Annotated in this window: 16 protein-coding genes; 10 read left to right on the forward strand and 6 right to left on the reverse strand. The window is 36.8% G+C overall.

Annotated elements, in window-relative coordinates; all coding sequences use genetic code 11:
* Positions 1–166 precede the first annotated feature (166 nt).
* Positions 167–1,972, reverse strand: a complete 1,806-nt coding sequence (locus tag GTH24_RS14175; protein WP_072069276.1) for an AMP-dependent synthetase/ligase — start codon at positions 1,970–1,972, stop codon at positions 167–169.
* 521 nt (positions 1,973–2,493) lie between these two features.
* On the reverse strand, positions 2,494–3,438 hold the full coding sequence (gene leuO, locus GTH24_RS14180) for a transcriptional regulator LeuO (protein WP_115350676.1): 945 nt from the start codon (positions 3,436–3,438) through the stop codon (positions 2,494–2,496).
* Positions 3,439–4,306: 868 nt separating this feature from the next.
* On the opposite strand from leuO, the gene leuA reads away from it, so the two are divergent.
* From leuA to mutH, 6 genes are all read left to right on the forward strand, one after another.
* On the forward strand, positions 4,307–5,866 hold the full coding sequence (leuA, locus tag GTH24_RS14185; RefSeq protein ID WP_072069278.1) for a 2-isopropylmalate synthase: 1,560 nt from the start codon (positions 4,307–4,309) through the stop codon (positions 5,864–5,866).
* Positions 5,867–5,868: 2 nt separating this feature from the next.
* Entirely contained in the window at positions 5,869–6,960 is a 1,092-nt protein-coding gene (gene leuB / locus GTH24_RS14190) for a 3-isopropylmalate dehydrogenase (protein ID WP_072069279.1), read from the forward strand.
* Position 6,961: 1 nt separating this feature from the next.
* Positions 6,962–8,371: a 3-isopropylmalate dehydratase large subunit gene (gene leuC / locus GTH24_RS14195; RefSeq protein ID WP_164526547.1), complete on the forward strand. Its 1,410-nt coding sequence runs from the start codon at positions 6,962–6,964 to the stop codon at positions 8,369–8,371.
* An 8-nt stretch (positions 8,372–8,379) separates the two neighbouring features.
* On the forward strand, positions 8,380–8,985 hold the full coding sequence (gene leuD / locus GTH24_RS14200) for a 3-isopropylmalate dehydratase small subunit (protein WP_115350679.1): 606 nt from the start codon (positions 8,380–8,382) through the stop codon (positions 8,983–8,985).
* 291 nt (positions 8,986–9,276) lie between these two features.
* A complete protein-coding gene (gene sgrR / locus GTH24_RS14205) occupies positions 9,277–10,956 on the forward strand; it encodes an HTH-type transcriptional regulator SgrR (RefSeq protein ID WP_115350680.1) in 1,680 nt (559 codons plus the stop codon).
* Positions 10,957–11,580: 624 nt separating this feature from the next.
* Positions 11,581–12,258, forward strand: coding sequence for a DNA mismatch repair endonuclease MutH (gene mutH / locus GTH24_RS14210; protein WP_072069282.1), 678 nt, complete (start codon positions 11,581–11,583; stop codon positions 12,256–12,258).
* An 84-nt stretch (positions 12,259–12,342) separates the two neighbouring features.
* Here the strand turns inward: mutH and GTH24_RS22485 are convergent, their stop codons facing one another.
* The 3 genes from GTH24_RS22485 to speA form a co-directional block, all read right to left on the reverse strand.
* Complete coding sequence (locus GTH24_RS22485) at positions 12,343–12,483, reverse strand: hypothetical protein (RefSeq protein WP_241253967.1); 141 nt, start codon at positions 12,481–12,483, stop codon at positions 12,343–12,345.
* Between the two features lie 374 nt (positions 12,484–12,857).
* Positions 12,858–13,778 carry an agmatinase gene (speB, locus tag GTH24_RS14220; protein ID WP_072069283.1) on the reverse strand — a complete coding sequence of 307 codons (921 nt, stop codon included), beginning with the start codon at positions 13,776–13,778 and terminating at the stop codon, positions 12,858–12,860.
* Positions 13,779–13,881: 103 nt separating this feature from the next.
* Positions 13,882–15,789, reverse strand: a complete 1,908-nt coding sequence (gene speA / locus GTH24_RS14225; protein ID WP_072069284.1) for a biosynthetic arginine decarboxylase — start codon at positions 15,787–15,789, stop codon at positions 13,882–13,884.
* A 690-nt stretch (positions 15,790–16,479) separates the two neighbouring features.
* On the opposite strand from speA, the gene metK reads away from it, so the two are divergent.
* On the forward strand, positions 16,480–17,634 hold the full coding sequence (metK, locus tag GTH24_RS14230) for a methionine adenosyltransferase (protein ID WP_072069285.1): 1,155 nt from the start codon (positions 16,480–16,482) through the stop codon (positions 17,632–17,634).
* A 176-nt stretch (positions 17,635–17,810) separates the two neighbouring features.
* Here metK and bcsG read toward each other — a convergent pair whose 3' ends face one another.
* A complete protein-coding gene (gene bcsG / locus GTH24_RS14235; protein ID WP_164526548.1) occupies positions 17,811–19,565 on the reverse strand; it encodes a cellulose biosynthesis protein BcsG in 1,755 nt (584 codons plus the stop codon).
* An 864-nt stretch (positions 19,566–20,429) separates the two neighbouring features.
* Here bcsG and bcsR point away from each other — a divergent pair.
* From bcsR to bcsA, 3 genes are read left to right on the forward strand one after another with little or no spacing between them, the layout of a single operon-like run.
* Positions 20,430–20,621 carry a cellulose biosynthesis protein BcsR gene (gene bcsR, locus GTH24_RS14240; protein WP_164526549.1) on the forward strand — a complete coding sequence of 64 codons (192 nt, stop codon included), beginning with the start codon at positions 20,430–20,432 and terminating at the stop codon, positions 20,619–20,621.
* A gap of 8 nt (positions 20,622–20,629) precedes the next feature.
* On the forward strand, positions 20,630–21,367 hold the full coding sequence (locus GTH24_RS14245) for a cellulose synthase operon protein YhjQ/BcsQ (protein WP_115350682.1): 738 nt from the start codon (positions 20,630–20,632) through the stop codon (positions 21,365–21,367).
* On the forward strand, positions 21,367–23,952 hold the full coding sequence (gene bcsA, locus GTH24_RS14250; protein ID WP_072069289.1) for a UDP-forming cellulose synthase catalytic subunit: 2,586 nt from the start codon (positions 21,367–21,369) through the stop codon (positions 23,950–23,952). Before GTH24_RS14245 ends, bcsA begins: the two co-directional genes overlap by 1 nt.
* The last annotated feature ends 37 nt before the right edge of the window (positions 23,953–23,989 follow it).

Below are 23,989 nucleotides of genomic sequence, written 5' to 3' on the forward strand. Positions count from 1 at the left end.
TCATTATGCTGATCTGATTTTGCATTTTAACACAATTTACTGATAAAACCGTATGCGTCAACGTTTCCGTTTATGCCTTTTATCAATTATTTCAATCATCATTATCTATTAATCAGCCATTTCACAAGAAAAAAGCACCTTAAAGGTGCTTTTTTCTTGCTTAAATTTAATCTTGGTACATCAATTCAATTTCATTTCGATAACGTTCTGAAATAATTTTACGGCGAAGTTTTAATGTCGGTGTTAACTCACCTGATTCCATTGAAAAACCTTCAGCAAGCAATGTAAAGCGCTTAACCTGATGAAAACTCGAAAAGTTTTTTTGCATTTCACGTAAACGCTCATCAAATAGCTCTTTAATTTTAGTATGACGTAATAATTCGATGCGATCATGGTATTTTAGATTTAACACACGGGCATGTTCTTCAAGTGCATCAAAACAAGGCACAATCAGCGCAGAAACAAATTTACGTGTATCCGCAATCACCGCAATATGCTCAATAAAACGGTCTTGCCCTAAAGTACCTTCAATCATTTGTGGTGCAATATATTTACCATTCGACGTTTTCATTAAGTCTTTTAAACGTTCAGTGATAAATAGTGCACCATCACTATCAAGTGCACCAGCATCACCAGTACGTAACCAACCGTCTTCTGTAAAAGCAGCCGCGGTATCTTCTGGTTTATTGAAGTACCCTTTCATGACAATGCTACCACGGACTTGAATTTCGTTTTCAGCCCCAATACGAACTTCAACACCAGGTAATGGTGTACCAATAGAGCCTAATTTATACTTATTTTCTTCCCAGCATGAAACGGTGGCACAGGTTTCTGTCATACCATAACCGTATTTAATATTAATGCCTGTTGCTAAAAAGAAACGAATAACAGCATCATCTAAACGCGCACCAGCTGCTGGTAAAAAGCGAACTCGTCCACCTAAGATTTGGCGTAATGGTTTTAAAACCTTCTTATCAGCAAAGCGATAACATAAACGGGAAACGAAACCAAGATTGCGCTGATTAAGTTGTGCTTCACGCTGTTTTTCACCTTGTTTGATTGCCCATTTAAAGATGAATCGACGTAATACTGAAGCCTGAGATACTTTATCTTGAATTGCGCTATATACTTTTTCATAGAAACGCGGAACAGCACACATAACGGTAGGCTTAATGTCGCTCATTGCTTCTCTAACAGCATGTGTATCCGTTAAATACACATTAACCGCTCCCGTGTGCATAACATAGAAGCTCCACGCACGTTCAAAAACGTGAGAAAGAGGTAAGAAACATAATGAAACGTCTTTATCTGATAATGAGAGACGTTCGTCATGCAGATAAAGTTGAGAGGCTAGGCTCGTGTAATCAAGCATTACCCCTTTAGGTTCACCCGTTGTTCCTGATGTATAAATCAAGGTAAACAGATCATCTAAATTACACTCATTAATACGTTGTGCTAACACATCATCATACTGATATTGAGTGTTATTAATTAAACTCTCGAGATAACATGAAGGTGTATTTGTGTTTAATACGACATCAGAGTTAAACACAATGATATGTTCAAGTTGAGGACATAATGCTAATAATTCAGAAGCAATATCGTATTGCTTTTGGTCACCAACAAAAAGAATGCGGATATTTGCATCATTTAAAATATAAGCGGCTTGTTCAACACTACTGGTTGCATAAAGAGGGACGGTTACCGCACGTAATTGCAAAGAAGCAATATCAGCCAAAGACCAATCAATGGTATTTTGAGAAAAAATCCCAATATTTTCTTGAACACTCACACTCATTTCTAATAATGCATTTGAGAGCGCGCGTGTTTTCTTTTCAACCTCTTTCCATGACATTTCGATATTGCACTTAGCATCCCACTGACGATAAGCAATATTATTCCCGCTGTGCAAAAAACGCATCTGCAATCTTCTAATTATATGATAATCGTAAAGATTATTATTAGTTATCATAATTTTCCTGCTATTTATGGAAAAGCGACCGTGTTATCAAATTGAAATGGATAAAATACGCCACTTACAATTTCAGCTTACACATGTTCGCTGACTTGGATAAAAGTCTAAGTGATCCACCAAAATAAAGGAATTCAATTTTACATAAATTTGTAAAATTGTGAGTTATGAAAAGTTTTGTCAAAAGACGCTATCTCACGTCAGTGAGGGAGTTTGATATTATAATCCTATTTTTTTATGGAAGATAAAAAAGAAAAATAGATGAATAACAACAAGTAACTGTTATAACGTAATCAGTGACAATATATAGAAAGAGTATTGGTGTATAAAATCACCGTTGAACGAGGGAAAATGCGAATAATAGTCATTGTAATAAATAAAGGGCAAAAATAGTGACAGCAATCCAATTTATTTTATCTAACTGCATAAAAACCCATATTGGTCATTAGTCTAACAACTAATGTTATCTGCCACTATTTCTGCATAATTAGAAATAAAAACTAATTATGAGCGAAAACACTCTAATTCTGACAAACTTCACTAAGTAAATTTTTCATCCATAAGTGACCTTTGTCACGCGCGGTTGATTCATGCCAAATTAAATAACATGGACGCAGTGTATTTTCCCAAGGTAACGAAATAGCTTTGATATCTAATTGCTCGGCATTGCATTCCACTAACCATTTTGGTGCGATAGCAACTAAATAGGTTCTAGAGACAATATTTAATACGCTGTTTAAATCAGTTCCCTGATAAGTGATAAGATCTTCTAAATGAGTATCTTTATAATAAGGAGCACTAAATGAACCAACATCATCTAAAGAAACAATTGAATGTTGTTCATTTAATAACATTTCTTGTGTCACACTTTCTTTAATGCGAGGATGCTTATTAGAAACAACTAAAACAATTTCATCATTAAACAATGGCTGTGAATGAAATTCTGCTCTATCAAATTGTTTATAATTAATAAAGAATTCGATTTCTTGATATTTTAATTGGTGCTCTATATTACTATTTAAGTAAGACTTAATATTAACATTAATGTTAGGTGTTTTATTTTTAATTTGTTCAACTATTTTTGGCGCTAATTTAATATCTAGCGGGCTACAAATAGATAAATTAAATATACGTTCACTTTGCTCTGGTTCAAACCCAGCTCCTGGAAGTTCATTATGTACTAATTGTAATGCTTGTCTAACAGGACCAAAAAGCTGTTTTGCTCTTAATGTAGGCTGAATACCGCGACCATAACGAACAAATAATTCATCATTAAACATTACTTTAAGTCGAGATACTGCATTACTAACTGCGGGTTGTGACATGCCAAGAACCTGTGCGGCTCGGGTGACATTTTGCATTTGCATAACAGCATCAAATACCGTTAATAAATTAAGATCAACATTACGTAAATGCATATCTGCTGATTCTTTACTGGTAACTGTTGCTGATGTGTAATCCGTCATTTCTTACTCCACTATGTTATTATAATGGTTAATTAACTATTATTAACAAAGATATTATTAATAATAGATATGTCTTAACCATTACTTTAACTATTTATTAAAATTTATTATTCATCGTCCATGCATATAACTAAAAACATTAGTCTCATATCAATAAAAAGACATTTTCATATAAAGATGAAAATTTGATATTAAAATTACATGTATATAAAATGATTATATCAATATATATTACAACCTGTTTTACCTTCTGCCTTGCAAATAATAAAACAAAGTATGATAAAAATCATAATAAAATGATGTATTTTCATTCCTAAAATAAGAATTCAAGAGTCATCAACTCTAATAATACAATGATTTTTATGCTTACATTCAAAACCTTGCTTACATTTATCAATACTTACTATCTCATTGATACTCTCTTTCCATCTCATTTAGCTGATTAAAAAAAAAGCAAACAATTGTTTAATTTTTCATTTCACTCTTTTTTAAACAATGTACGGAACATTAACCCAATCAATGATTTGCTGATAGTCATAATCATTAGTAAAAATTTAGATATTAGTCAAAATCACTGTGAAAAACTTATAAATAACACGGCCAAATGATTTTATAAATTCCAATACTTGACATCTTTATTGGTATTAGGTATCAATAAATAAAGATTATTGAGAACTTATCTAAGGGTGTTTCATGTTAAACGCAATTTTACTATCAAGCCTACTACTACTCGCAACTTTTATGCGCGGTCGGCTTATGGGTAAAAAATGAAACACATCTACCCTTAAAGAGAAAACCCGCGCTAGTCGCGGGTTTTTTTATACCTGGGAGAGCGCAAATAGAAAATAAAAAGAGAAAGGAACAGATTATGAGCAACAACGTGATTATTTTTGATACCACATTGAGAGATGGCGAACAGGCGTTGCAAGCAAGCTTAAGCGTAAAGGAAAAGTTGCAAATTGCTTATGCCTTAGAACGGTTAGGTGTGGATATCATTGAAGCGGGCTTTCCTGTTTCTTCTCCAGGTGATTTTGAATCCGTGCAAACTATTGCACGTGAAATCAAAAATAGCCGTATTTGTGCATTAGCACGCTGTGTTGATAACGACATTGATGTTGCAGCAGAATCTTTAAAAGTTGCAGACGCTTTTCGTATTCACGTCTTTTTGGCAACGTCGGCATTACATGCTGAACATAAATTAAAAAAATCTTTTGAAGACATTATTGAAATGGGGGTAAGTTCCATAAAACGTGCTCGCCGTTATACCGATGATGTGGAATTTTCTTGCGAAGATGCAGGTCGTACTCATATCGATAATTTATGTCGAATTGTTGAAAGTGCAATTAATGCTGGTGCAACCACCATTAATATTCCAGATACCGTTGGTTATACAACACCTTATCAATTCGGTGGCATTATCACCAACTTGTTTGAGCGTGTACCCAATATTGATAAAGCCATTATTTCTGTCCATTGTCATGACGATTTAGGCATGGCGGTCGCTAACTCCATTACCGCGGTACAAGCAGGTGCAAGACAAGTTGAAGGCACAATTAATGGGTTAGGCGAACGCGCAGGCAACTGTGCATTAGAAGAAGTCATCATGGCAATAAAAGTCCGTGAACAAATGATGAATGTTCAAACACGCATTAATCACAAAGAAATTTATCGTACCAGTCAGTTAGTCAGCCAATTATGTAATACACCTATTCATGCTAATAAATCGGTTGTTGGTTCCAATGCATTCGCCCATTCATCAGGTATTCACCAAGATGGCGTACTGAAAAACCGTGAAACCTACGAAATTATGACACCCGAATCAATTGGATTAAAAGAAGTACAATTGAATTTAACTTCTCGTTCTGGCCGTGCCGCAGTTAAACACCGTATGGAAGAGATGGGTTATCGCGAAACAGATTATAACTTAGATAATTTATATGCAGCCTTCTTGCGTTTAGCCGATAAAAAAGGCCAAGTCTTTGATTATGACTTAGAGGCATTAGCATTTATTGGTCAGCAACAACAAGAGCCAGATGAGTTTGTGATGAATTATTTTAATACTCAGTCTGGTTCATCAACCGTTGCTACTGCCAGTGTCAGCATTACACATGGTGATAAAGAAATTACTGAAGCAGCAACCGGTAATGGCCCCGTCGATGCAGTATATCAAGCCATCTCTCGCGCAACAGGTTATCCATTAAAATTAGTTACGTACCAATTAACAGCTAAAGGCGAAGGCAGAGACGCCTTAGGACAAGTTGATATTGTCGTTGAATATCAAGGTCGTAAATTTCACGGAATGGGTTTAGAAACTGACATTGTAGGTTCATCAGCAAATGCCATGATCCACGTTATTAATAGCATTTGGCGATCAGAGCAAGTCGAAATAGAAAAACGCAAACAACATACAACACAAGAAGCGGTTTAATTATGTCAAAAAATTATCATATTGCAGTATTACCCGGAGATGGTATTGGTCCTGAAGTTATGGCTCAAGCACACAAAGTGATGGATGCCATAAGTGAGCGTTTCTCACTCAATATCACTACAAAAGAATATGATATCGGTGGTATTGCCATCGATAATCATGGCACACCATTACCAGCAAATACCTTAACGGGTTGCGAGCAAGCCGACGCTATTTTATTTGGCTCTGTCGGTGGTCCTAAGTGGGAGCATTTACCTGCTAACGAACAACCTGAACGTGGTGCGTTATTACCTTTACGCAAATATTTTAAATTGTTCTGCAATTTACGCCCTGCTCGCTTATATGAAGGTTTAGAAGCTTATTGCCCATTACGTGCTGACATTGCACAGCGTGGCTTCGATATTTTATGTGTACGTGAATTAACTGGCGGTATCTATTTTGGTCAACCCAAAGGCCGTGAAGGTGAAGGCGCTCAAGAACGCGCTTTTGATACTGAAATTTATCATCGTTACGAAATCGAGCGTATTGCCCGCTTTGCATTTGAATCAGCGCGTAAACGTCGCCATAAAGTAACGTCTATTGATAAAGCGAACGTTTTACAAAGTTCTATTTTATGGCGTGAAGTTGTAACCGGTATTGCCAAAGAATACCCAGATGTTGAAATTCAGCATATGTATATCGATAACGCGACAATGCAGTTAATTAAAGATCCATCTCAGTTTGATGTATTACTGTGCTCCAATATTTTTGGCGACATTTTATCTGATGAATGCGCCATGATCACCGGTTCAATGGGAATGTTGCCATCCGCAAGCGTTAATGAAGAACGCTTTGGTTTATATGAACCAGCCGGTGGCTCAGCCCCTGATATTGCAGGTAAAAATATCGCTAACCCTATTGCACAAATTTTATCTGCTGCGTTATTACTGCGTTACAGCTTTAATGAAGACAAGGCGGCCCAAGCCATTGAAGATGCTATCACTCAAGTATTAGCAGAAGGCTATCGTACCGCAGACTTAGCGGGAAATGGTAACGCAATCACAACCGCCGAAATGGGTGATCGTATCGCTCAGTATATTCGTGGAGGGGCATAACATGGGTAAAACATTATATCAAAAAATCTATGATGCACATGTTGTCAGAGAAGTGAGTGATGAAACGCCAATTTTATATATCGATCGCCATTTAGTGCATGAAGTGACATCACCTCAAGCCTTTGATGGATTAAGAACAAAAGGTCGTCCTGTTCGTCAACCCAATAAAACCTTTGCAACGATGGATCACAACGTATCAACACAGACTAAAGATATTAATGCTTGTGGTGATATGGCGAGAATTCAAATGCAAGAGTTGATGAAAAACTGCCAAGAATTTGGCGTTACGCTGTATGACTTAAACCATCCTTATCAAGGAATAGTCCACGTAATGGGCCCAGAACAAGGCTTAACTTTGCCCGGAATGACGATTGTTTGCGGTGATTCACATACTGCAACTCATGGCGCTTTTGGCTCATTAGCTTTTGGGATCGGCACATCTGAGGTTGAACACGTTTTAGCAACTCAGACATTAAAACAATCACGAGCTAAAACATTAAAAATTGAAGTTCAAGGCAAGACTGCCATTGGGATCACCGCAAAAGATATCGTATTAGCCATTATCGGCAAATTAGGTAGTGCAGGAGGTACTGGCTACATCGTTGAATTTGCAGGTGAAGCGATTGAAGCCTTAAGCATGGAAGGTCGAATGACTTTATGCAATATGGCGATTGAAATGGGTGCTAAAGCGGGCTTAGTTGCGCCTGATGACACCACTTTTGCTTATTTGAAAGGTCGTCAATTTGCCCCTAAAAGTCAATCATGGGATGAAGCTGTTGCTTATTGGAGAACCTTAAAGTCTGATGATGATGCAACTTTCGATGCCACTGTCACGATTAATGCTGCCGATATTGCACCACAAGTTACATGGGGTACCAACCCAGGACAAGTTATTGCTATTGATCAAATAGTACCGTTATTAGATAGCTTTAATGATCCTGTTGAACGCGCTTCTGCTGAAAAAGCCTTGGCATATATGGGATTAAGTGAGGGCGTCAACTTAACAGACGTCGCTATTGATAAAGTTTTTATTGGCTCTTGTACAAACTCACGTATTGAAGATTTACGTGCTGCTGCTGAAATCGCAAAAGGCCATAAAGTTGCATCCCATGTTCAAGCCATTGTTGTTCCAGGATCAGAACCAGTTAAAGCACAAGCTGAAGCTGAAGGTTTAGATAAAATCTTTATTGAAGCAGGTTTTGAATGGCGATTACCGGGTTGTTCAATGTGTTTAGCAATGAATAACGACCGATTAAATCCAGGTGAACGTTGTGCATCCACCAGCAACCGTAACTTTGAAGGTCGTCAAGGTCGTGGAGGTCGAACTCACTTAGTCAGTCCGGCAATGGCGGCAGCTGCTGCGATTAATGGCCATTTTGCAGATATTCGTACATTTGCAGCGACATCTTAAAGGAGAACATGATGAATAAATTTACTCAACATACCGGTATTGCGGTTCCTTTAGATGCAGCAAACATTGATACCGATGCCATTATTCCTAAGCAATTTTTGCAAAAAGTCACTCGCACTGGCTTTGGTAAGCACCTGTTTCATGATTGGCGATTCTTGGATGATGAAGGTACTCAGCCTAATCCAGATTTTATTTTGAATCAGCCTATTTACCAAGGCGCTTCTATTTTATTAGCACGAGAAAACTTTGGATGTGGATCATCTCGTGAACACGCACCTTGGGCATTAACAGATTATGGTTTTCACGCCGTTATCGCCCCTAGTTTTGCTGATATTTTTTACGGTAATTCATTTAATAACCAATTATTGCCAATCAAATTAAGTGACGATGAAGTTTCACAATTATTTGATTGGGTGAAACAACACACAGGCACCCCGATTACTGTCGATTTGGTTGCACAAGAAGTCAGAGCCGGTGAATTATGTTTCTCTTTTGAAATCGATTCATTTCGCCGTCATTGCATGATTGAAGGATTAGACAGTATTGGATTAACGCTGCAACACCAAGATGATATTAGCGCTTACGAGGCAAAACAACCGGCCTTTATGCGCTAATAAAGACAATTTTTTACCTTCTTCTACTTTCTGTGATGTTTACTTTGTCATTCTTACCGTAAATTCGTTTACGGTTTTTTTTACCTCAATGAAACTATTTCCATAAATAGCCAATAAAAAAGCCAGTGATCAATTATCACTGGCCGGCAATCACCGAATGCTCAAATGGGGGAGTCTGTCAGTATTCATAATTTGTGATAACTAACATGAGAGCTAACTTTAAACACAAGCATTATCGGTCTAATATAAGGAAATTAAAATTGAACACTTTATTAAGGGATTTCCTCTTTTATGTCCACACCCCGCTTAGAGTTACAATTTATTCGCCTATGGCAAGCCTTTCAGGGAAAAACATCTGAAACCACCTTACAAGAATTAGCACAAACGCTACATTGTACGCGCCGTCATGTCCGCTCTTTATTGAATAAAATGCAAGAAATAGGCTGGATAAATTGGCAAGCAGAAGTAGGTAGAGGCAAAAAATCCACACTGAGTTTTCAATCTAATGCGCAGGAAATTCAACAAAATCGAGCTGAGCGATTAATAGAAGAGAACGATATTGAAAAGCTTGTTGCACTAATGGGAGATAAAGACTCTGTACGTCAAATGGTGCTCTCTCAAATTGAGAAAAGTTTTCATCCTGGTCAACAGTTACTTCGAATTATTTACTATCGCCCTTTTAGAAATTTATTGCCAGGAACGCCTTTAAGACGATCTGAATTACATTTAATGAGCCAAATATTTAATTCTTTGGTGCATTTAAAAGAGGAAAATGGGGAAATCGAAGCAGAATTAGCTCACCATTGGCAAATGATCACAGAGCAACATTGGCGATTTTATTTACGTCCTTCTATCTATTTCCATCATGGTCGCGAGCTTACTTTTGAAGACATCAGCACTTCTTTAATGCGTATGAAGCGATGCAATCCACTTTATGCACATATAGAACGTATTTCCTCACCTCAACCTTATGTACTTGATATTTTCTTAAACGAAGCAGATAAACAATTTGCAACGTTATTAGGTAGCCCTCAAGCTGTTATTTTGCCACAAGAATGGGCATCACTCCCAGCCTTTGCACAGCACCCAATAGGCACTGGTGCTTATCAAATCATGGCTAATGATCAACATAAACTGCAAATAAAAGCCTTTAATCGCTATTTTGGGCTACGTGCATTATTAGATGAAATTGATATATGGGTTGTACCAGAACTGAATAAAAAAATGGTCTGTTCAACCATTCATTTAACAGATGATGATACAAACAAAGATTCATTGGAAAGTCGTAAAGAGGAAGGATGTTATTTTTTACTTTATGATAGTCGCTCAGCACAATGCCAGCAAATAGAAATAAGGGAGTGGTTAAGCAGTGTATTAACTCCCGTTAATATGCTGACACATTGTGATCCTTTCTATCAACGTCATTGGTCTCCTGCTTATGGTTTACTACTTCATTGGCATCACAGTAAATTAATACGACAACATCCCAAACCTGCATCGTTAACCAAACTGACAGTCACACTATATAAAGAGCATCATGAATACAGCACTATCGCTGAACTCATCAAAAATATTTTATCTCTGTATGATATTGAGCTCACTGTTCAAGTCCTCGATTATGAACAATGGTATTACGGCAAAGCAGAAAGCGATATCTGGTTAGCGACGGTAAACTTCTATAAACCCTTAGCGTTTTCTATTTTCGCTACTCTCTATGAATTACCTCTTTTTCATCACTGTTTAGGGCGATCATTTACACACGATCTCTCTTTATGGCATCAAAAAAAGCTACCACTAGAAGAGTGGTGTTGTCAGTTAACACACGATATTTGGCTTTATCCTTTATTTCACCATTTGCTTGAGTTACAAGGACAAAGAACCATACGTGGTGTCAAAATGAATACTTTTGGTTGGTTTGATTTCAAATCAGCATGGTTCACACCCGATATTGAGCCACAACAACCAGAATAAGAGATAACGAACTTTTTCATCGTCATGATTGTGACGATTTAAGTTAATTCACAGAAAACTTGAAAGTTATAAACACCCACATAAATGCTTAGGGGATTTATTCACTTTTTCTGTGGATATCTATGTGAAAAAGAGTGAGATAATCAGGGTATAGTTTTTATATCCTAAAAAAGACTGTTGATATAAATTTTAAAATATCACTTATAATTCAAATTAGTAGCTAGTTTTAAATGCCTATTTCAGCGATTGGATAAAACAATTAAAAGACTCATCGCCTTAAATCGTACAAAAAATAACCATAGGATGTTTTATCCACAGGTTATGCCGATTAGTTAGACAAAATAGGATAATTTTGAGGAATATCTGCAAAAGTCAAGGCTGTAAATCAGAACAGTGATCTCACTTTCTGTGAGTTATCCCATAAAGCTGTGGATAACCTAGTGTAAAAGCCTGTTTATGATTTCAGGATAACCGTGCACAACTTGATATTATAAATTTCAATTGAAGGATTAACTCAAAAAAATGATGATATATCATGCTATTATGATTTAAATGAAATAAAGTGAAATACATTATCAACAACCTTTTTTTTCTGTCTATTTTTTAAACAAGAAGATCATAACTATGTTTACACCACCTGTAGCACCTGAAAATGAGCAGGTTTTATTTGAACGAGCAAAAGCCCTAGCAGGTTATACATTTGGTGAACTTGCTGCTTTTGCACAATTACCTATTCCAGCCAACCTAAAAAGAGATAAAGGCTGGGTAGGAATGTTGTTAGAGTATTATTTAGGTGCAAGTGCAGGCAGTAAACCCGAACAAGATTTCAGTGAGTTGGGTATTGAACTTAAAACGATCCCGATTGATAGACTAGGTATGCCTTTAGAAACCACCTTTGTCTGTGTTGCAGCATTAACAGGTAATAGTGGTATTACATGGGAAAACAGCCATGTAAAACGTAAACTTTCTAGAGTTTTATGGGTTCCTGTTGAAGGTGAAAGAGATATTCCATTAGCGCAACGTCGTGTTGCCTCTCCACTACTTTGGAGCCCAAATCATACAGAAGAAGAACTATTACGCCATGATTGGGAAGAGTTAATGGACATGATTGTGCTGGGCAAAGTAGAAAGTATTACTGCGCGTCATGGGCAAGTCTTACAAATTCGCCCTAAAGCAGCAAACAGCAAAGCATTAACGGAAGCAATTGGAGAAAATGGGCAGAGTATCATGACATTGCCCAGAGGCTTTTATTTGAAAAAGAATTTTACAGCCCCACTACTGGCACGTTATTTTCAGCTTTGATTTTTTGATAAATTACGCGCAATAAAATACCCTGTGTCATTATTTTAAATTACACAGGGTATTATTAATACAATACTTTCTGGTTTATTTGTCATTTTTTATCCTTACATAATAATCTTTAAGATAACTCACCGCTTTGTCTATATCTGCTTGTTGAGTTCCTTTATTACCTCCAACTAATAAGAGAATTATAAGCCCATTCTCTACATCGATAACCTTGGTCATAATTACTCTGTAAAGCCCAAACGCCTTTTCTTTCAAACTTATGAGCAGCAAAATTACCGACACAGGCTCGTGATATTTGTACTGCTACTTTAGATGCTTGCTGCTTGCTGCTTGAGGATTTCGTTTTCTTGATTTATTAATCCAATCCGTATAGGGTACCTTTTGATTATTATTTTGATAACGTACTATTTTATATGGCATTTGCTATCCCCAATACCAAGTCACTTGATTGTCTGTTATAAGTTATAAATAAGGTGTAACTTATAACAGACAATTATCAAGATAAAAAAGCGTTCTTTTTTCAAAAAAAACATAAAAAAAGCGACATCTAAAAAGATATCGCCTTGTCTTTATTTTCTGGGGGTTAACAGAAATTATTTTTTTGTTGCTTGCAGATATAACATATCAAGTGCAATTGTAGCCCCGGCAAGCGCTGTAATATCAGATTGATCGTAAGCAGGAGAAACTTCCACTAAATCCATACCAACAATATTTAACGGTTGCAATGCACGTAAGATCTTCAGTGCTTTATCTGTTGTTAATCCACCGACAACCGGTGTTCCTGTTCCTGGTGCAAAGGCAGGATCAAGACAATCAATATCAAAAGTCAGGTAAACAGGTAAGTCGCCAACAATACCTTTGATCTGATCAACAAGATCAGCTACACCACGATCATTAACTTGTGCTGCATCTAACACGGTAAAGCCGTTATCACTGTCATGCTCGGTACGAATACCAATTTGAACAGAGTGATTAGGATCGATTAATCCTTCATTTGGTGCATGGAAAAACATGGTACCGTGATCAAATTTACTTCCATTACCATAAGTATCGGTATGCGCATCAAAATGGACTAATGCCATTTTGCCAAAATGTTTAGCATGAGCTCGTAATAAAGGTAATGTGACAAAGTGGTCACCACCAAAGGTTAAACACTTTTTGCCTGCGGCTAATAACTTCTCTGTATGAGCTTGTAGTTTATCGCTCATATCCTGTGCATCACCGAAGTTAAAAACTAAATCACCACAATCGACAACATTTAAGCGCTCACGCATATCAAAATCCCAAGGCCAGCGATTTCCTTCCCACGCTAAATTGGTTGAGATTTGGCGGATAGCGCCCGGTCCATGACGAGTTCCCGCACGACCTGATGTTGCCATATCGAAAGGCACACCCGTAATGACCCAATCCGCATCACTGCTATAAGGCTGAAAATTCAGTGGAAAACGTAAAAAACCAAATGCATTAGAGATCAATGAATTATCAGTCTCATTACCTAACGTACTATTTTTCATGCTATTACCTCTGTCACTTATTTTAAATAAGTAACATACAAATCAATATGATAGATAAAGAGTGATGTTTGATAACATCACTCCTGTATTGGAAAGTTAAGAATTACTCTTCTTCTTCCAGATACGTATAACCGTATAAACCACTTTCAAATTCAGTCAGGAATTGTTCTTGCAACGCTTCATCTAACTGTGCATTTTTTACTTGAGTGCGGAAACGATCTAACAACACCGTTGGATTTAACTTAACGTACTGAAGCATATCGGCAACGGTATCGCCCTCTTCGCTTTGAACGTAAGTAAGATCCCCTTTTTCATCAAGATAAACGTCAACAGCAGCAGTATCACCAAATAAATTATGCATGTTGCCTAAAATTTCCTGATAAGCCCCAACCATAAAGAAGCCAATCATAGGTGGGTATTCAGGATCATAAGCTGGCATAGGCATCGTTGTTTCAACGCCATCACCATCAACATAATGGTCAATAATACCATCTGAATCACACGTAATATCGAGTAGTACCGCACGACGATCTAGTGGTTTATCTAACCCTTCAATTGGTAATACAGGAAATAATTGATCAATACCCCATGCATCAGGCAAAGATTGGAATAAAGAGAAGTTAACATAGAACTTATCTGACATACGTTCTTGTAACTCATCGATAATTGGGCGATGAGCACGGTTACTTGGATCTAAATCGTATTGGATACGACGACAGATATTTAAATATAACTCTTCTGCCCATGCACGCTCTGTCAGGCTTAACATGCCATGAACATATTGAGTATGCACATCATGCAAGTCTAATTGGCTATCATGCAACCATTCACGTAATGAACGACTATGCCCTTTGGTTTGCATCTCTTCCCATGTTTCCCAAAGGCTAGCGATTGGTCTTGCTGCGTCTTCCTCAGGTGGCGTAATCGCGGTAAATTCATTACGCTCAACACCAATAACATTAGAAATCAATACAGTATGATGTGCAGTTAACGCACGACCTGATTCGGTGATCACAGTTGGATGCGGTAAATCATTTTCATCACACGCATCGCCAATTGCCCAAATAACATTATTTGCATATTCATTAAGGCCATAGTTAACCGAGCAATCAGATTGTGAACGAGTACCTTCATAGTCCACACCTAAACCGCCACCTACATCAAAATATTGAATATTGACGCCTAATTTGTGCAACTCAACATAGAAACGCGCTGACTCACGAACACCGGTTGCGATATCACGGATATTCGCCATCTGTGAACCTAAATGGAAATGCAGTAATTGCAGACTCTCTAAGCGATCAGCTTGGCGTAACATATCAATTAATTGCAGAACTTGCGTCGCAGCTAAACCAAATTTTGATTTTTCACCACCACTTGCCTGCCATTTACCCGATCCTTGAGAAGCAAGACGAGCGCGAACACCTAAACGTGGAATAACTTCTAAACGTTCAGCTTCTTCGAGTACCATTTTTATCTCAGACATTTTCTCAATCACTAAGAAAACTTTATGCCCAAGCTTTTCGCCTGTAAGTGCTAAGCGAATATACTCACGATCTTTATAACCATTACACACAATCACAGAGCTTGTCATATTGGCATGAGCAAGCACGGCCATTAATTCAGCTTTAGAACCGGCTTCTAAACCTAAAGGCTCTCCTGCATTAACTAATGACTCAATAACACGACGTTGTTGGTTTACTTTGATTGGGTAAACTAAAAAATAGTCACCTTTATAACCATAAGATTCACGCGCACGATGAAACGCCGCATTAATCGAACGTAAACGATGCTGTAATATTTGAGGAAAGCAAAAAAGCGCGGGTAAGCGCAGGTGCTCTTGCTCTTCTTGAACACGTTTAACCAACTCGGTTAAATCAAAAGTGGCATCAGGAACATCAGGATTAGGGCAAACACTAATATTTCCTCGATTGTTCGCTAAATAGTAACCGCCCCCCCAATATGCAATGTTATAGGTCTGCTGCATCTTACGAGCGATGTTATCATTCATGACATTCTCCTTAGGGAGTATGAGTTTATACCTTGCCTGTCACTATAGTAGTCAATTATCTGACAAAAATCTGAAACGACTGATAAATAACAGTTGGAAGTAATGACTCTCTATATATTTTTATATGATTATCCAGCTATTCGCAGGACATAATAGTAGAAAGTTCTTGAGTTAACCTTTAATTAGTTAACACAATCACCTATTGGCAAGTAACAGACAACTTCGCTCTAAAGAGAAAGAGCTCAGAGAGGAAATCACTCTAGATATACTACGAGTATAGTATTGGCGAGTGCTGTTTTGGTTTTTGAAAAGACTAACCTGTAGACAATGGATCATTACCCATTCACTCCACACATGGCTTAAACCTATAAGCCATTTCCCTAACAGAGAAACAGAATTAGAAATTCTGCGGTTTACACTGTGCTCAGATTTCACAGTAACCGCGAGTTTATACCTGTAGTTAACATAAAATGCAAAAGCAAAATGCACAAAAACCTTTTTTTTCTTATTTTCGATCTTTTATCATCAGTAAATAGCACGCAATAAAAAATAAGATTAACTGTTTGATTCTATTTTATCCCTATATTTGATTAAAAAAAGCTGGAATTAAAGAGAGAAGAGTCATAAAATAGACGTCTAGATGTTAAAACATCCATCCTTAAACCGTTTGTATTAAGGTAACAAGATATAATGACTACACACCTATTTACTTCTGAATCAGTCTCAGAAGGTCATCCAGATAAAATTGCAGATCAGATTTCTGATGCTGTTCTGGATGCAATTTTAGAACAAGATCCAAAAGCACGCGTTGCCTGCGAAACTTACGTTAAGACAGGCATGGTTATGGTAGGCGGAGAAATTACCACCAAAGCTTGGGTCGATATCGAAGAAATTACACGTAATACCGTTCGTGAAATCGGTTATACCAGTTCCGATATGGGCTTTGATGCTAATTCCTGCGCAGTTATCAGTGCGATTGGTAAACAATCACCAGATATCAACCAAGGTGTTGACCGAGCAGATCCTTTAGAACAAGGTGCCGGTGACCAAGGTTTAATGTTTGGTTATGCGACTAACGAAACTGACGTATTAATGCCTGCACCAATTACTTATGCTCACCGCTTAGTTCAGCGTCAAGCACAAGTACGTAAAAGTGGCACTTTACCTTGGTTACGTCCTGATGCGAAAAGCCAAGTTACCTTCCAATATGACAACAATAAAGTTGTTGGTATTGATGCGGTTGTATTATCAACTCAACATTCTGAAGATATTTCACAAAAAGACCTGCATGAAGCGGTGATGGAAGAGATCATCAAACCTGTTCTGCCTGCAGAATGGTTAAATGAGCAAACTAAATACTTCATCAACCCAACGGGTCGTTTTGTTATCGGTGGCCCAATGGGTGACTGTGGTTTAACGGGTCGTAAAATCATTGTCGATACTTACGGCGGTATGGCACGTCACGGTGGCGGAGCTTTCTCTGGTAAAGATCCATCGAAAGTAGACCGCTCAGCAGCTTATGCTGCACGTTACGTTGCTAAAAATATCGTTGCTGCTGGTTTAGCAGATCGTTGTGAAATTCAAGTTTCTTACGCAATCGGTGTGGCAGAGCCAACATCAATTATGGTAGAAACATTTGGTACTGAAAAAGTCCCAACAACACAACTTATTCTGTTAGTGCGTGAATTCTTTGACTTACGTCCTTACGGATTAATTCAAATGCTAGATTTACTGCACCCAATCTACCAAAAAACTGCGGCTTATGGCCATTTTGGTCGCCCTGAATTCCCGTGGGAAGCAACAGATAAAGCAGAAATCTTACGTGAAGCCGCTGGTTTAAAATAATCCTCTGCCAATAACATCACGCTATTAACTGTTTGATAAAACCACATCTTTGAGATGTGGTTTTTTTATTACTCTTTATTTCTAAATCCATAAAAAAAACCCCGCAATCAACACGGGGATCTCAAAAGGAGAAAACGAGAACATAGACTTATAATGAAATGATTTTTTATAACAAGCTAGTTAGGGTAATTAATCCACTCACCTCCATTTAACTTGATATAAGACTGACCTTGATAATCAACCACAATGGTAGCTTGGTTTTCTGCAACATTGGCTGTTTGAGGTAATTCACTGGCTAATGCATTCCAATCAATAGAAGATTGATTAAAAACATCACCATTAACATTACGAGAGATAAATTCAGACAAGGCCAAATAGCTACTTGGCTCTTCAACAATTACAGGTGGATAAAATTGTGCTCTATCTTTGATCCCTGTAAAACGAATACCGACAGGTACTGTGGTAATACTTTGGCTAGGAATGTCTCTTAAACCTGACATCTGTGTTTTATCACCTTGTAAAGCGGCGCCATGTTCCGGCACAATGACGACCATCACTTTTCTTCCTTTTTTATCTAACTCATTCATAAAATTATCTAAACTGTCTAATAAAGTGCTGGCTCGTTTACCGTAATCAGCGGTGTTATTTTCCCCTACAAAACGATTACCATCATGTAATGACACTAAATTCACAAACGTCACACTACGACTCTCATTTGATTGTTCACGTCCTTGCAACCAACGCATCAACGTCTCTTTGTCATTATAAATTTTAGTGCCGTCAAAGGCTGTTATTTGATGAGAAAGATTTTTTTGATCTTGTAAAGCGATATTAAGATTACCAAGTTGCTGAACTTCTTGAAGATAATGACCAAACTTCCCGTTATGATCGAGTACCAATTTCTTTGCAAATCCTAACGAAGATAAATTGTCCATTAGCAAGCATTGTGTATCGGTCGGATCATATAAATCGGAATGCTGAGTCTGACCACAACTAGCACGTAATAATCTTAATGATGCAGGGCCACTATAAGAAGAGACGGTATTAAAGTGACTAAATAGCACATCAAAATTTCCCCAAATAGGATGCTCTTGTAGGCCTACAGCAGCGGCATCCGCTGTTGAAAGTAAACAAATATTAATAATTAAGATATCAAAAGGTTGAGCATCTGCAGACAACTGCGCGGGGAATGGTGTTATGCGTTTTTTCTCATAGCTATAAAATTGAGTTAACCAATCATTTAATACTTTATTATTAAACTGATGTTTTTGGGGAGGATAAAGCGTTCCCATTGCTGTTTTTTCTACAGGTTTCGTGATAACTTCAGGCGCTACAGGCGTGGCAATTGGAGATCCAACGGTTGCGGGTAACACTTCAATTTCGCTGACCTGTTCACTACTTATCTCATTATTGACACTATTTTCTTGGGTAAAACTATTTGCTGAAACAGCAGGCACCATACCTTGTGAAAAATGAGTGAACCCTCCAATATTTAACCAAAGCACCCCCGCAATGATAAAGACAGAAACCCTTACCCACTGCTCAATAAACAGGTAAGCCACCAGCAAAATAAAGGCAACACCGATCATTTTAATGTTGATAAAATTAACGGATAATTCGACAAGATAATCAAACGAAAACTGCTTAAGTTGACCACCTTGCGCCAATACCGTTGAAAAACTGGGCAACCATGTATCATGATAAAATAAAATGATTCCGATAGGGATAGCAATCCAATTACGCATTTTATGCCAAATATTTTTAGGTAATGGAAACAATAAAAATGCGAGGAAAAGTAGATTACTAAAAGCATCAAAATTTAAATAACCATACCAAAGTAAAACAAACTTTAGTAAAAAATAGAAATTCCATGCTCCCAACCCATGCCAGTAATGTAAAAAATCGAATTGGGTTGAATTAGACTTGTTCATTTTGATTTCCTACTTATTAGTATAAATAAATCCAACTCGACAGTTATATGATGATTCATATCTGTCTTTTTATTACTTCTGATATTAAATTAACTACTAAATAATGTTATAAGAGAATATTTATTTAACCACTTAGTAAAAACCCCTAAATAAAAAAGAAAAAATAAATTAACCAGACAATCACTAGTCTCTTATATAAAAAATATAATAATAAAAAACCAACTAATTTAAGTCGGAATTTAAAAGAAAACACTCAAGCTTCTATTTATATAATAGTCACTATTTTTAAAAATGATGCATTATTTTCATTGATTAATAAAAGACAGAGTTATCTTATTTTTATATTTCTAAATAGAAACAAAATAAACAACAGATAAACAACAATTAATAACAATTTAAAAATACTCACTACAATAAAAAAACAAACCCCTTAATATAAAAACAAAAATAATCAAAAAATGATTATCATATAAAAATTTTTTTGTTAAAAATGATTAAAATCAATATACAATAATGATCGTCATAATTAAATAATTTAATGTATTGTTATAATCAACTAATTTACAATTCTTTTTATTTACCTTATTTTGCAGTTAAACTCATTTTATCATTATTTGAAAAATCCATTATTCAAAAAAATAAAATACGAATTAAAAAGAAAAACCAATAACTGCTATTACAAAAAAAAGATAATAAATATCTATTTTATGTATTTTTACGTAATTGAAATAATTATTTTTAAAGCATATTCTAAATTGGAAACTTTAAATAATTAGCAAGCAATATTAATTAAACATTCTTTTGCCGGGAATTTAATCCTGGAAAGAATTTGTTTTGTTTTGTTTTTATCTGGAGGTTATTAAAATGAAAAATGAAACTTTTATTAACTTAAATATAAAAATAGAAAAAAATAATCTAAATAATGACATCGATAAATTAAAAAAATTATTTTCATTAAATAACTATCACTATCAGGATATTAATAAAGAAGAAGAAAATAGTGCGCTTATTTATCGATGGCCATTACTCAATGCATTTCATTACATGACTAAATGAGGCTAATTATGCCACTTATTGTATTAAAAGGGATACGAGGCGGAGTGGGTACAACATCCACTGCAATTGCTCTTGCTCGGCAATTTAATCAACAAAATAAAAAAGTGCTTATTATTGATAATTGCACTGAAAGTATTTTGTCTTTTTATTTCCCTGCACAGCAAAAAATGACTACATTAAGTCAGGCATTATTGGCACAAACCCCCATAGAGGAGTGTATTTTTAACTATCGACCACACTATCAAGTTTTACCTTTTGGTTTGGTTAACACGAAGGATAATTTACTCTTACAGTTATCATTTTCAGCAAAACAGCATTTCAATCACTTTTTATCATCCTTTATTCAACTGCATCCAGACGCCATTATTTTAATGGACTTGCAACATACACAAGATACGTTATTTACCCCTTGGATAGAAAAAGCGGCTATTTTTTTCACTGTTGCAATGGCTGAAAGCAACTGCCATATCCGCCTAAATCAACATGAATTTGGTAAAAATGAGTACATACTCATTAATCAATTTCGAGCAACTAGCCAAGTTCACCAAGATTTTTATCAATTTTGGCAAACTACCTCTTTTCCCTTATGCCCTGCGGTTCTTCATCGAGATGAAGCGTCATTAGAAGCGTGTGCCTCACGTTTACCTTTATATGATTATCGAGCCAATTGCATGTTAGTTGAAGAAATCACACAACTAACCCAATGGTGTATTCCGTTATTAGCGAGGAAAGAAGGACAGCCATAATGCCATCATCTTTCGATACCAAGAAAAAAACAGAAAATAATGTGCCACGACACATTCTTATTCGTTATTACAAATTCTATCGCCATAACGGAGCCTCTCGTAGCGCAGCCATTGTTAATGAGCTATTTATCGGCATTATGTGGATTTTTTTACGAATGGAATCACCTTTTTGGCGAAAAATAGCCAAAAAACAGCGTGAGTTATTTCCTCATATTAATCCTCGTTGCCCTAAAATTTTCGATCCTTTGCGCTATTTATTACAAAGCATTTGGTTAACATGTCATTACATTGGGTATTTATTGGTGAAAAAACCAACCCAATTTATTTCCCATATCCGAAAGCTGTACAAAAAATTCTTTGTTCAGGTTTCACCTATTGCAATTGAACTCATTCAACACAAGAAAAAGAACACCTCCATTTGGCAATATCTGCTTTACTCTGCCATTGCTGTTTTAGCTATTTTCTTTATTTTACTAAGCATTACTCAACCATTTGATCTCACTTTCCAATTTGTTTTTGTAGTTGTTCTTTGGTTAGTAGCTTTAGCGATCCGTGAGATCCCTGGCCGTTTTGCCTCCATTGCCATGATTATGTTGGCACTTACCATTGCATGTCGATATATCTGGTGGCGTTATCAATCTACGCTGTATTGGGTTGATAATTTTAGTCTTTTTTGCGGTTTACTGCTGTTACTTGCTGAAACTTACGCATGGTGTGTGCTATTTCTCAGCTTTATGCAATGTATTTGGCCACTGCATAGAAACCCCGTTTCCATGCCTGAAGATATTACAAAATGGCAAAGTGTCGATATTTTTATCCCCACTTATAACGAAGATCTGCAAGTAGTTAAACCCACTATTTATGCCAGCTTAAATTTAGATTGGCCTAAAGATAAACTCTCTATTTATCTACTTGATGATGGCAATCGTCCTGAATTTAAAGCATTTGCACAAGAAGTAGGTATTCGTTATATCGCGCGTGAAAAACATGACTTTGCCAAAGCAGGTAATATCAATCATGCGTTAACACAAGCAACTGGCGAGTTTGTCGCTATCTTTGACTGTGACCATATTCCAACACGTTCATTTTTACAATTTACGATGGGTTGGTTTTTAAAAGACGAAAAAATGGCATTAGTACAAACACCTCACCATTTTTTCTCACCCGACCCATTTGAACGTAACTTAGGGAATTTCCGTGAAACACCAAATGAAGGCACACTATTTTATGGGTTAGTTCAAGATGGAAATGATACTTGGAATGCTGCGTTTTTCTGTGGTTCTTGTGCAGTTATACGCCGCACAGCACTAGATGAAATTGGCGGTATTGCCGTTGAAACTGTCACCGAAGATGCACATACCTCATTACGTTTACATCGCCATGGTTGGCGATCTGCCTATATCCGTATACCACAAGCTGCTGGGCTAGCAACTGAATCATTATCGGCACATATCGGACAACGTATTCGGTGGGCAAAAGGCATGGTACAAATATTCCGCCTTGATAATCCTCTATTTGGTAAAGGACTAAGCATTCCACAGCGCCTCTGTTATTTAAATGCCATGTTGCATTTTTTCTCAGGCATTCCTCGTATGATTTTCTTACTAGCCCCCCTGACATTTCTTATTTTTCACGCCTACATCATTTATGCACCCGCCATCGCTATCGCCTTGTATGTTGTGCCGTACTTGATCCACATATCTCTGGCAAGTGCGAAATTACAAGGTGCTTACCGCCATTCATTTTGGGGTGAAGTCTATGAAACGATTTTAGCGTGGTACACCACTCGACCTGTATTAAGCACCCTCTTTTCCCCATATAAAGGCAAATTTAACGTTACTGAAAAAGGCGGAGTGATGGAAGAAGGGTTTGTTGATTGGAATATTAATCGCCCTTACTTAATCTTTTTCAATCTGAATTTATTAGGTATTTTGTTTGCTTTTTGGCGTATAGCAACTGGCGACCCTGACGAAGTTTGGGCGACTGTTATGTGTCTAATATGGGTTTGCTATAACCTTGTCTTACTGGGTGTTGCAATTGCAGTTTCTGTTGAAACTAAACAACAACGTCGTTTTCCTCGCGTTAGAGTCAAAGTTCCGGCTATGTTGTTGTTAAACAACGGTGCTCTCTATAGATGCTATCTCTATGATTTCTCTGATAATAGCTGTGCAATTTTATTACCTAATAATATCACTCTCTCTTTACCTCAAAATGAAAATATCACCCTACTCTTGAGCCAAAACCAGCGAGAGCATGCTTTTAAAGCCAGTATTTCACGTATTGATGGGCAAATTATTGGGTTGCAACTACTTGAAATGACTACGCAAAAAGCCATTGATTTTACAGCTTGTACCTTTGATAGAGCTGATACCTGGGCTGATTGGCAACACGATCTTCCTATAGATAAGCCTTTAAATAGTCTCAAAAATATTATTTTCATCAGTATGCAAGGCTATAACACCTTGTTAAAACGGGCACCTTACTTTATTTATGCCACTTTCCGCCTACTCGGCCTCTTTTTGCTGTGGCTTTCATCTTTACTCCCTCAACACGTTAATGTTTCAAAAATATTTCATCAGTCTTAAAGGAAAAACTCCGTTTTTTGGGAATTTATTAATAAAC

It is taken from the genome of Proteus vulgaris, assembly GCF_011045815.1.
GTDB classification, from domain to species: Bacteria; Pseudomonadota; Gammaproteobacteria; order Enterobacterales; family Enterobacteriaceae; genus Proteus; species Proteus vulgaris_B.

What these genes read in the sequence shown, in the direction of transcription:
- GTH24_RS14175 (WP_072069276.1), bottom strand. Translation starts at nt 1,972, where the DNA reads ATGATAACTAATAATAATCTTTACGATTATCATATAATTAGAAGATTG.
- sgrR (WP_115350680.1), top strand. Translation starts at nt 9,277, where the DNA reads ATGTCCACACCCCGCTTAGAGTTACAATTTATTCGCCTATGGCAAGCC.
- GTH24_RS14245 (WP_115350682.1), top strand. Translation starts at nt 20,630, where the DNA reads ATGCCACTTATTGTATTAAAAGGGATACGAGGCGGAGTGGGTACAACA.
- bcsA (WP_072069289.1), top strand. Translation starts at nt 21,367, where the DNA reads ATGCCATCATCTTTCGATACCAAGAAAAAAACAGAAAATAATGTGCCA.
- leuO (WP_115350676.1), bottom strand. Translation starts at nt 3,438, where the DNA reads ATGACGGATTACACATCAGCAACAGTTACCAGTAAAGAATCAGCAGAT.
- bcsR (WP_164526549.1), top strand. Translation starts at nt 20,430, where the DNA reads ATGAAAAATGAAACTTTTATTAACTTAAATATAAAAATAGAAAAAAAT.
- mutH (WP_072069282.1), top strand. Translation starts at nt 11,581, where the DNA reads ATGTTTACACCACCTGTAGCACCTGAAAATGAGCAGGTTTTATTTGAA.
- speA (WP_072069284.1), bottom strand. Translation starts at nt 15,789, where the DNA reads ATGAATGATAACATCGCTCGTAAGATGCAGCAGACCTATAACATTGCA.
- metK (WP_072069285.1), top strand. Translation starts at nt 16,480, where the DNA reads ATGACTACACACCTATTTACTTCTGAATCAGTCTCAGAAGGTCATCCA.
- leuB (WP_072069279.1), top strand. Translation starts at nt 5,869, where the DNA reads ATGTCAAAAAATTATCATATTGCAGTATTACCCGGAGATGGTATTGGT.
- speB (WP_072069283.1), bottom strand. Translation starts at nt 13,778, where the DNA reads ATGAAAAATAGTACGTTAGGTAATGAGACTGATAATTCATTGATCTCT.
- GTH24_RS22485 (WP_241253967.1), bottom strand. Translation starts at nt 12,483, where the DNA reads ATGACCAAGGTTATCGATGTAGAGAATGGGCTTATAATTCTCTTATTA.
- leuD (WP_115350679.1), top strand. Translation starts at nt 8,380, where the DNA reads ATGATGAATAAATTTACTCAACATACCGGTATTGCGGTTCCTTTAGAT.
- leuC (WP_164526547.1), top strand. Translation starts at nt 6,962, where the DNA reads ATGGGTAAAACATTATATCAAAAAATCTATGATGCACATGTTGTCAGA.
- bcsG (WP_164526548.1), bottom strand. Translation starts at nt 19,565, where the DNA reads ATGAACAAGTCTAATTCAACCCAATTCGATTTTTTACATTACTGGCAT.
- leuA (WP_072069278.1), top strand. Translation starts at nt 4,307, where the DNA reads ATGAGCAACAACGTGATTATTTTTGATACCACATTGAGAGATGGCGAA.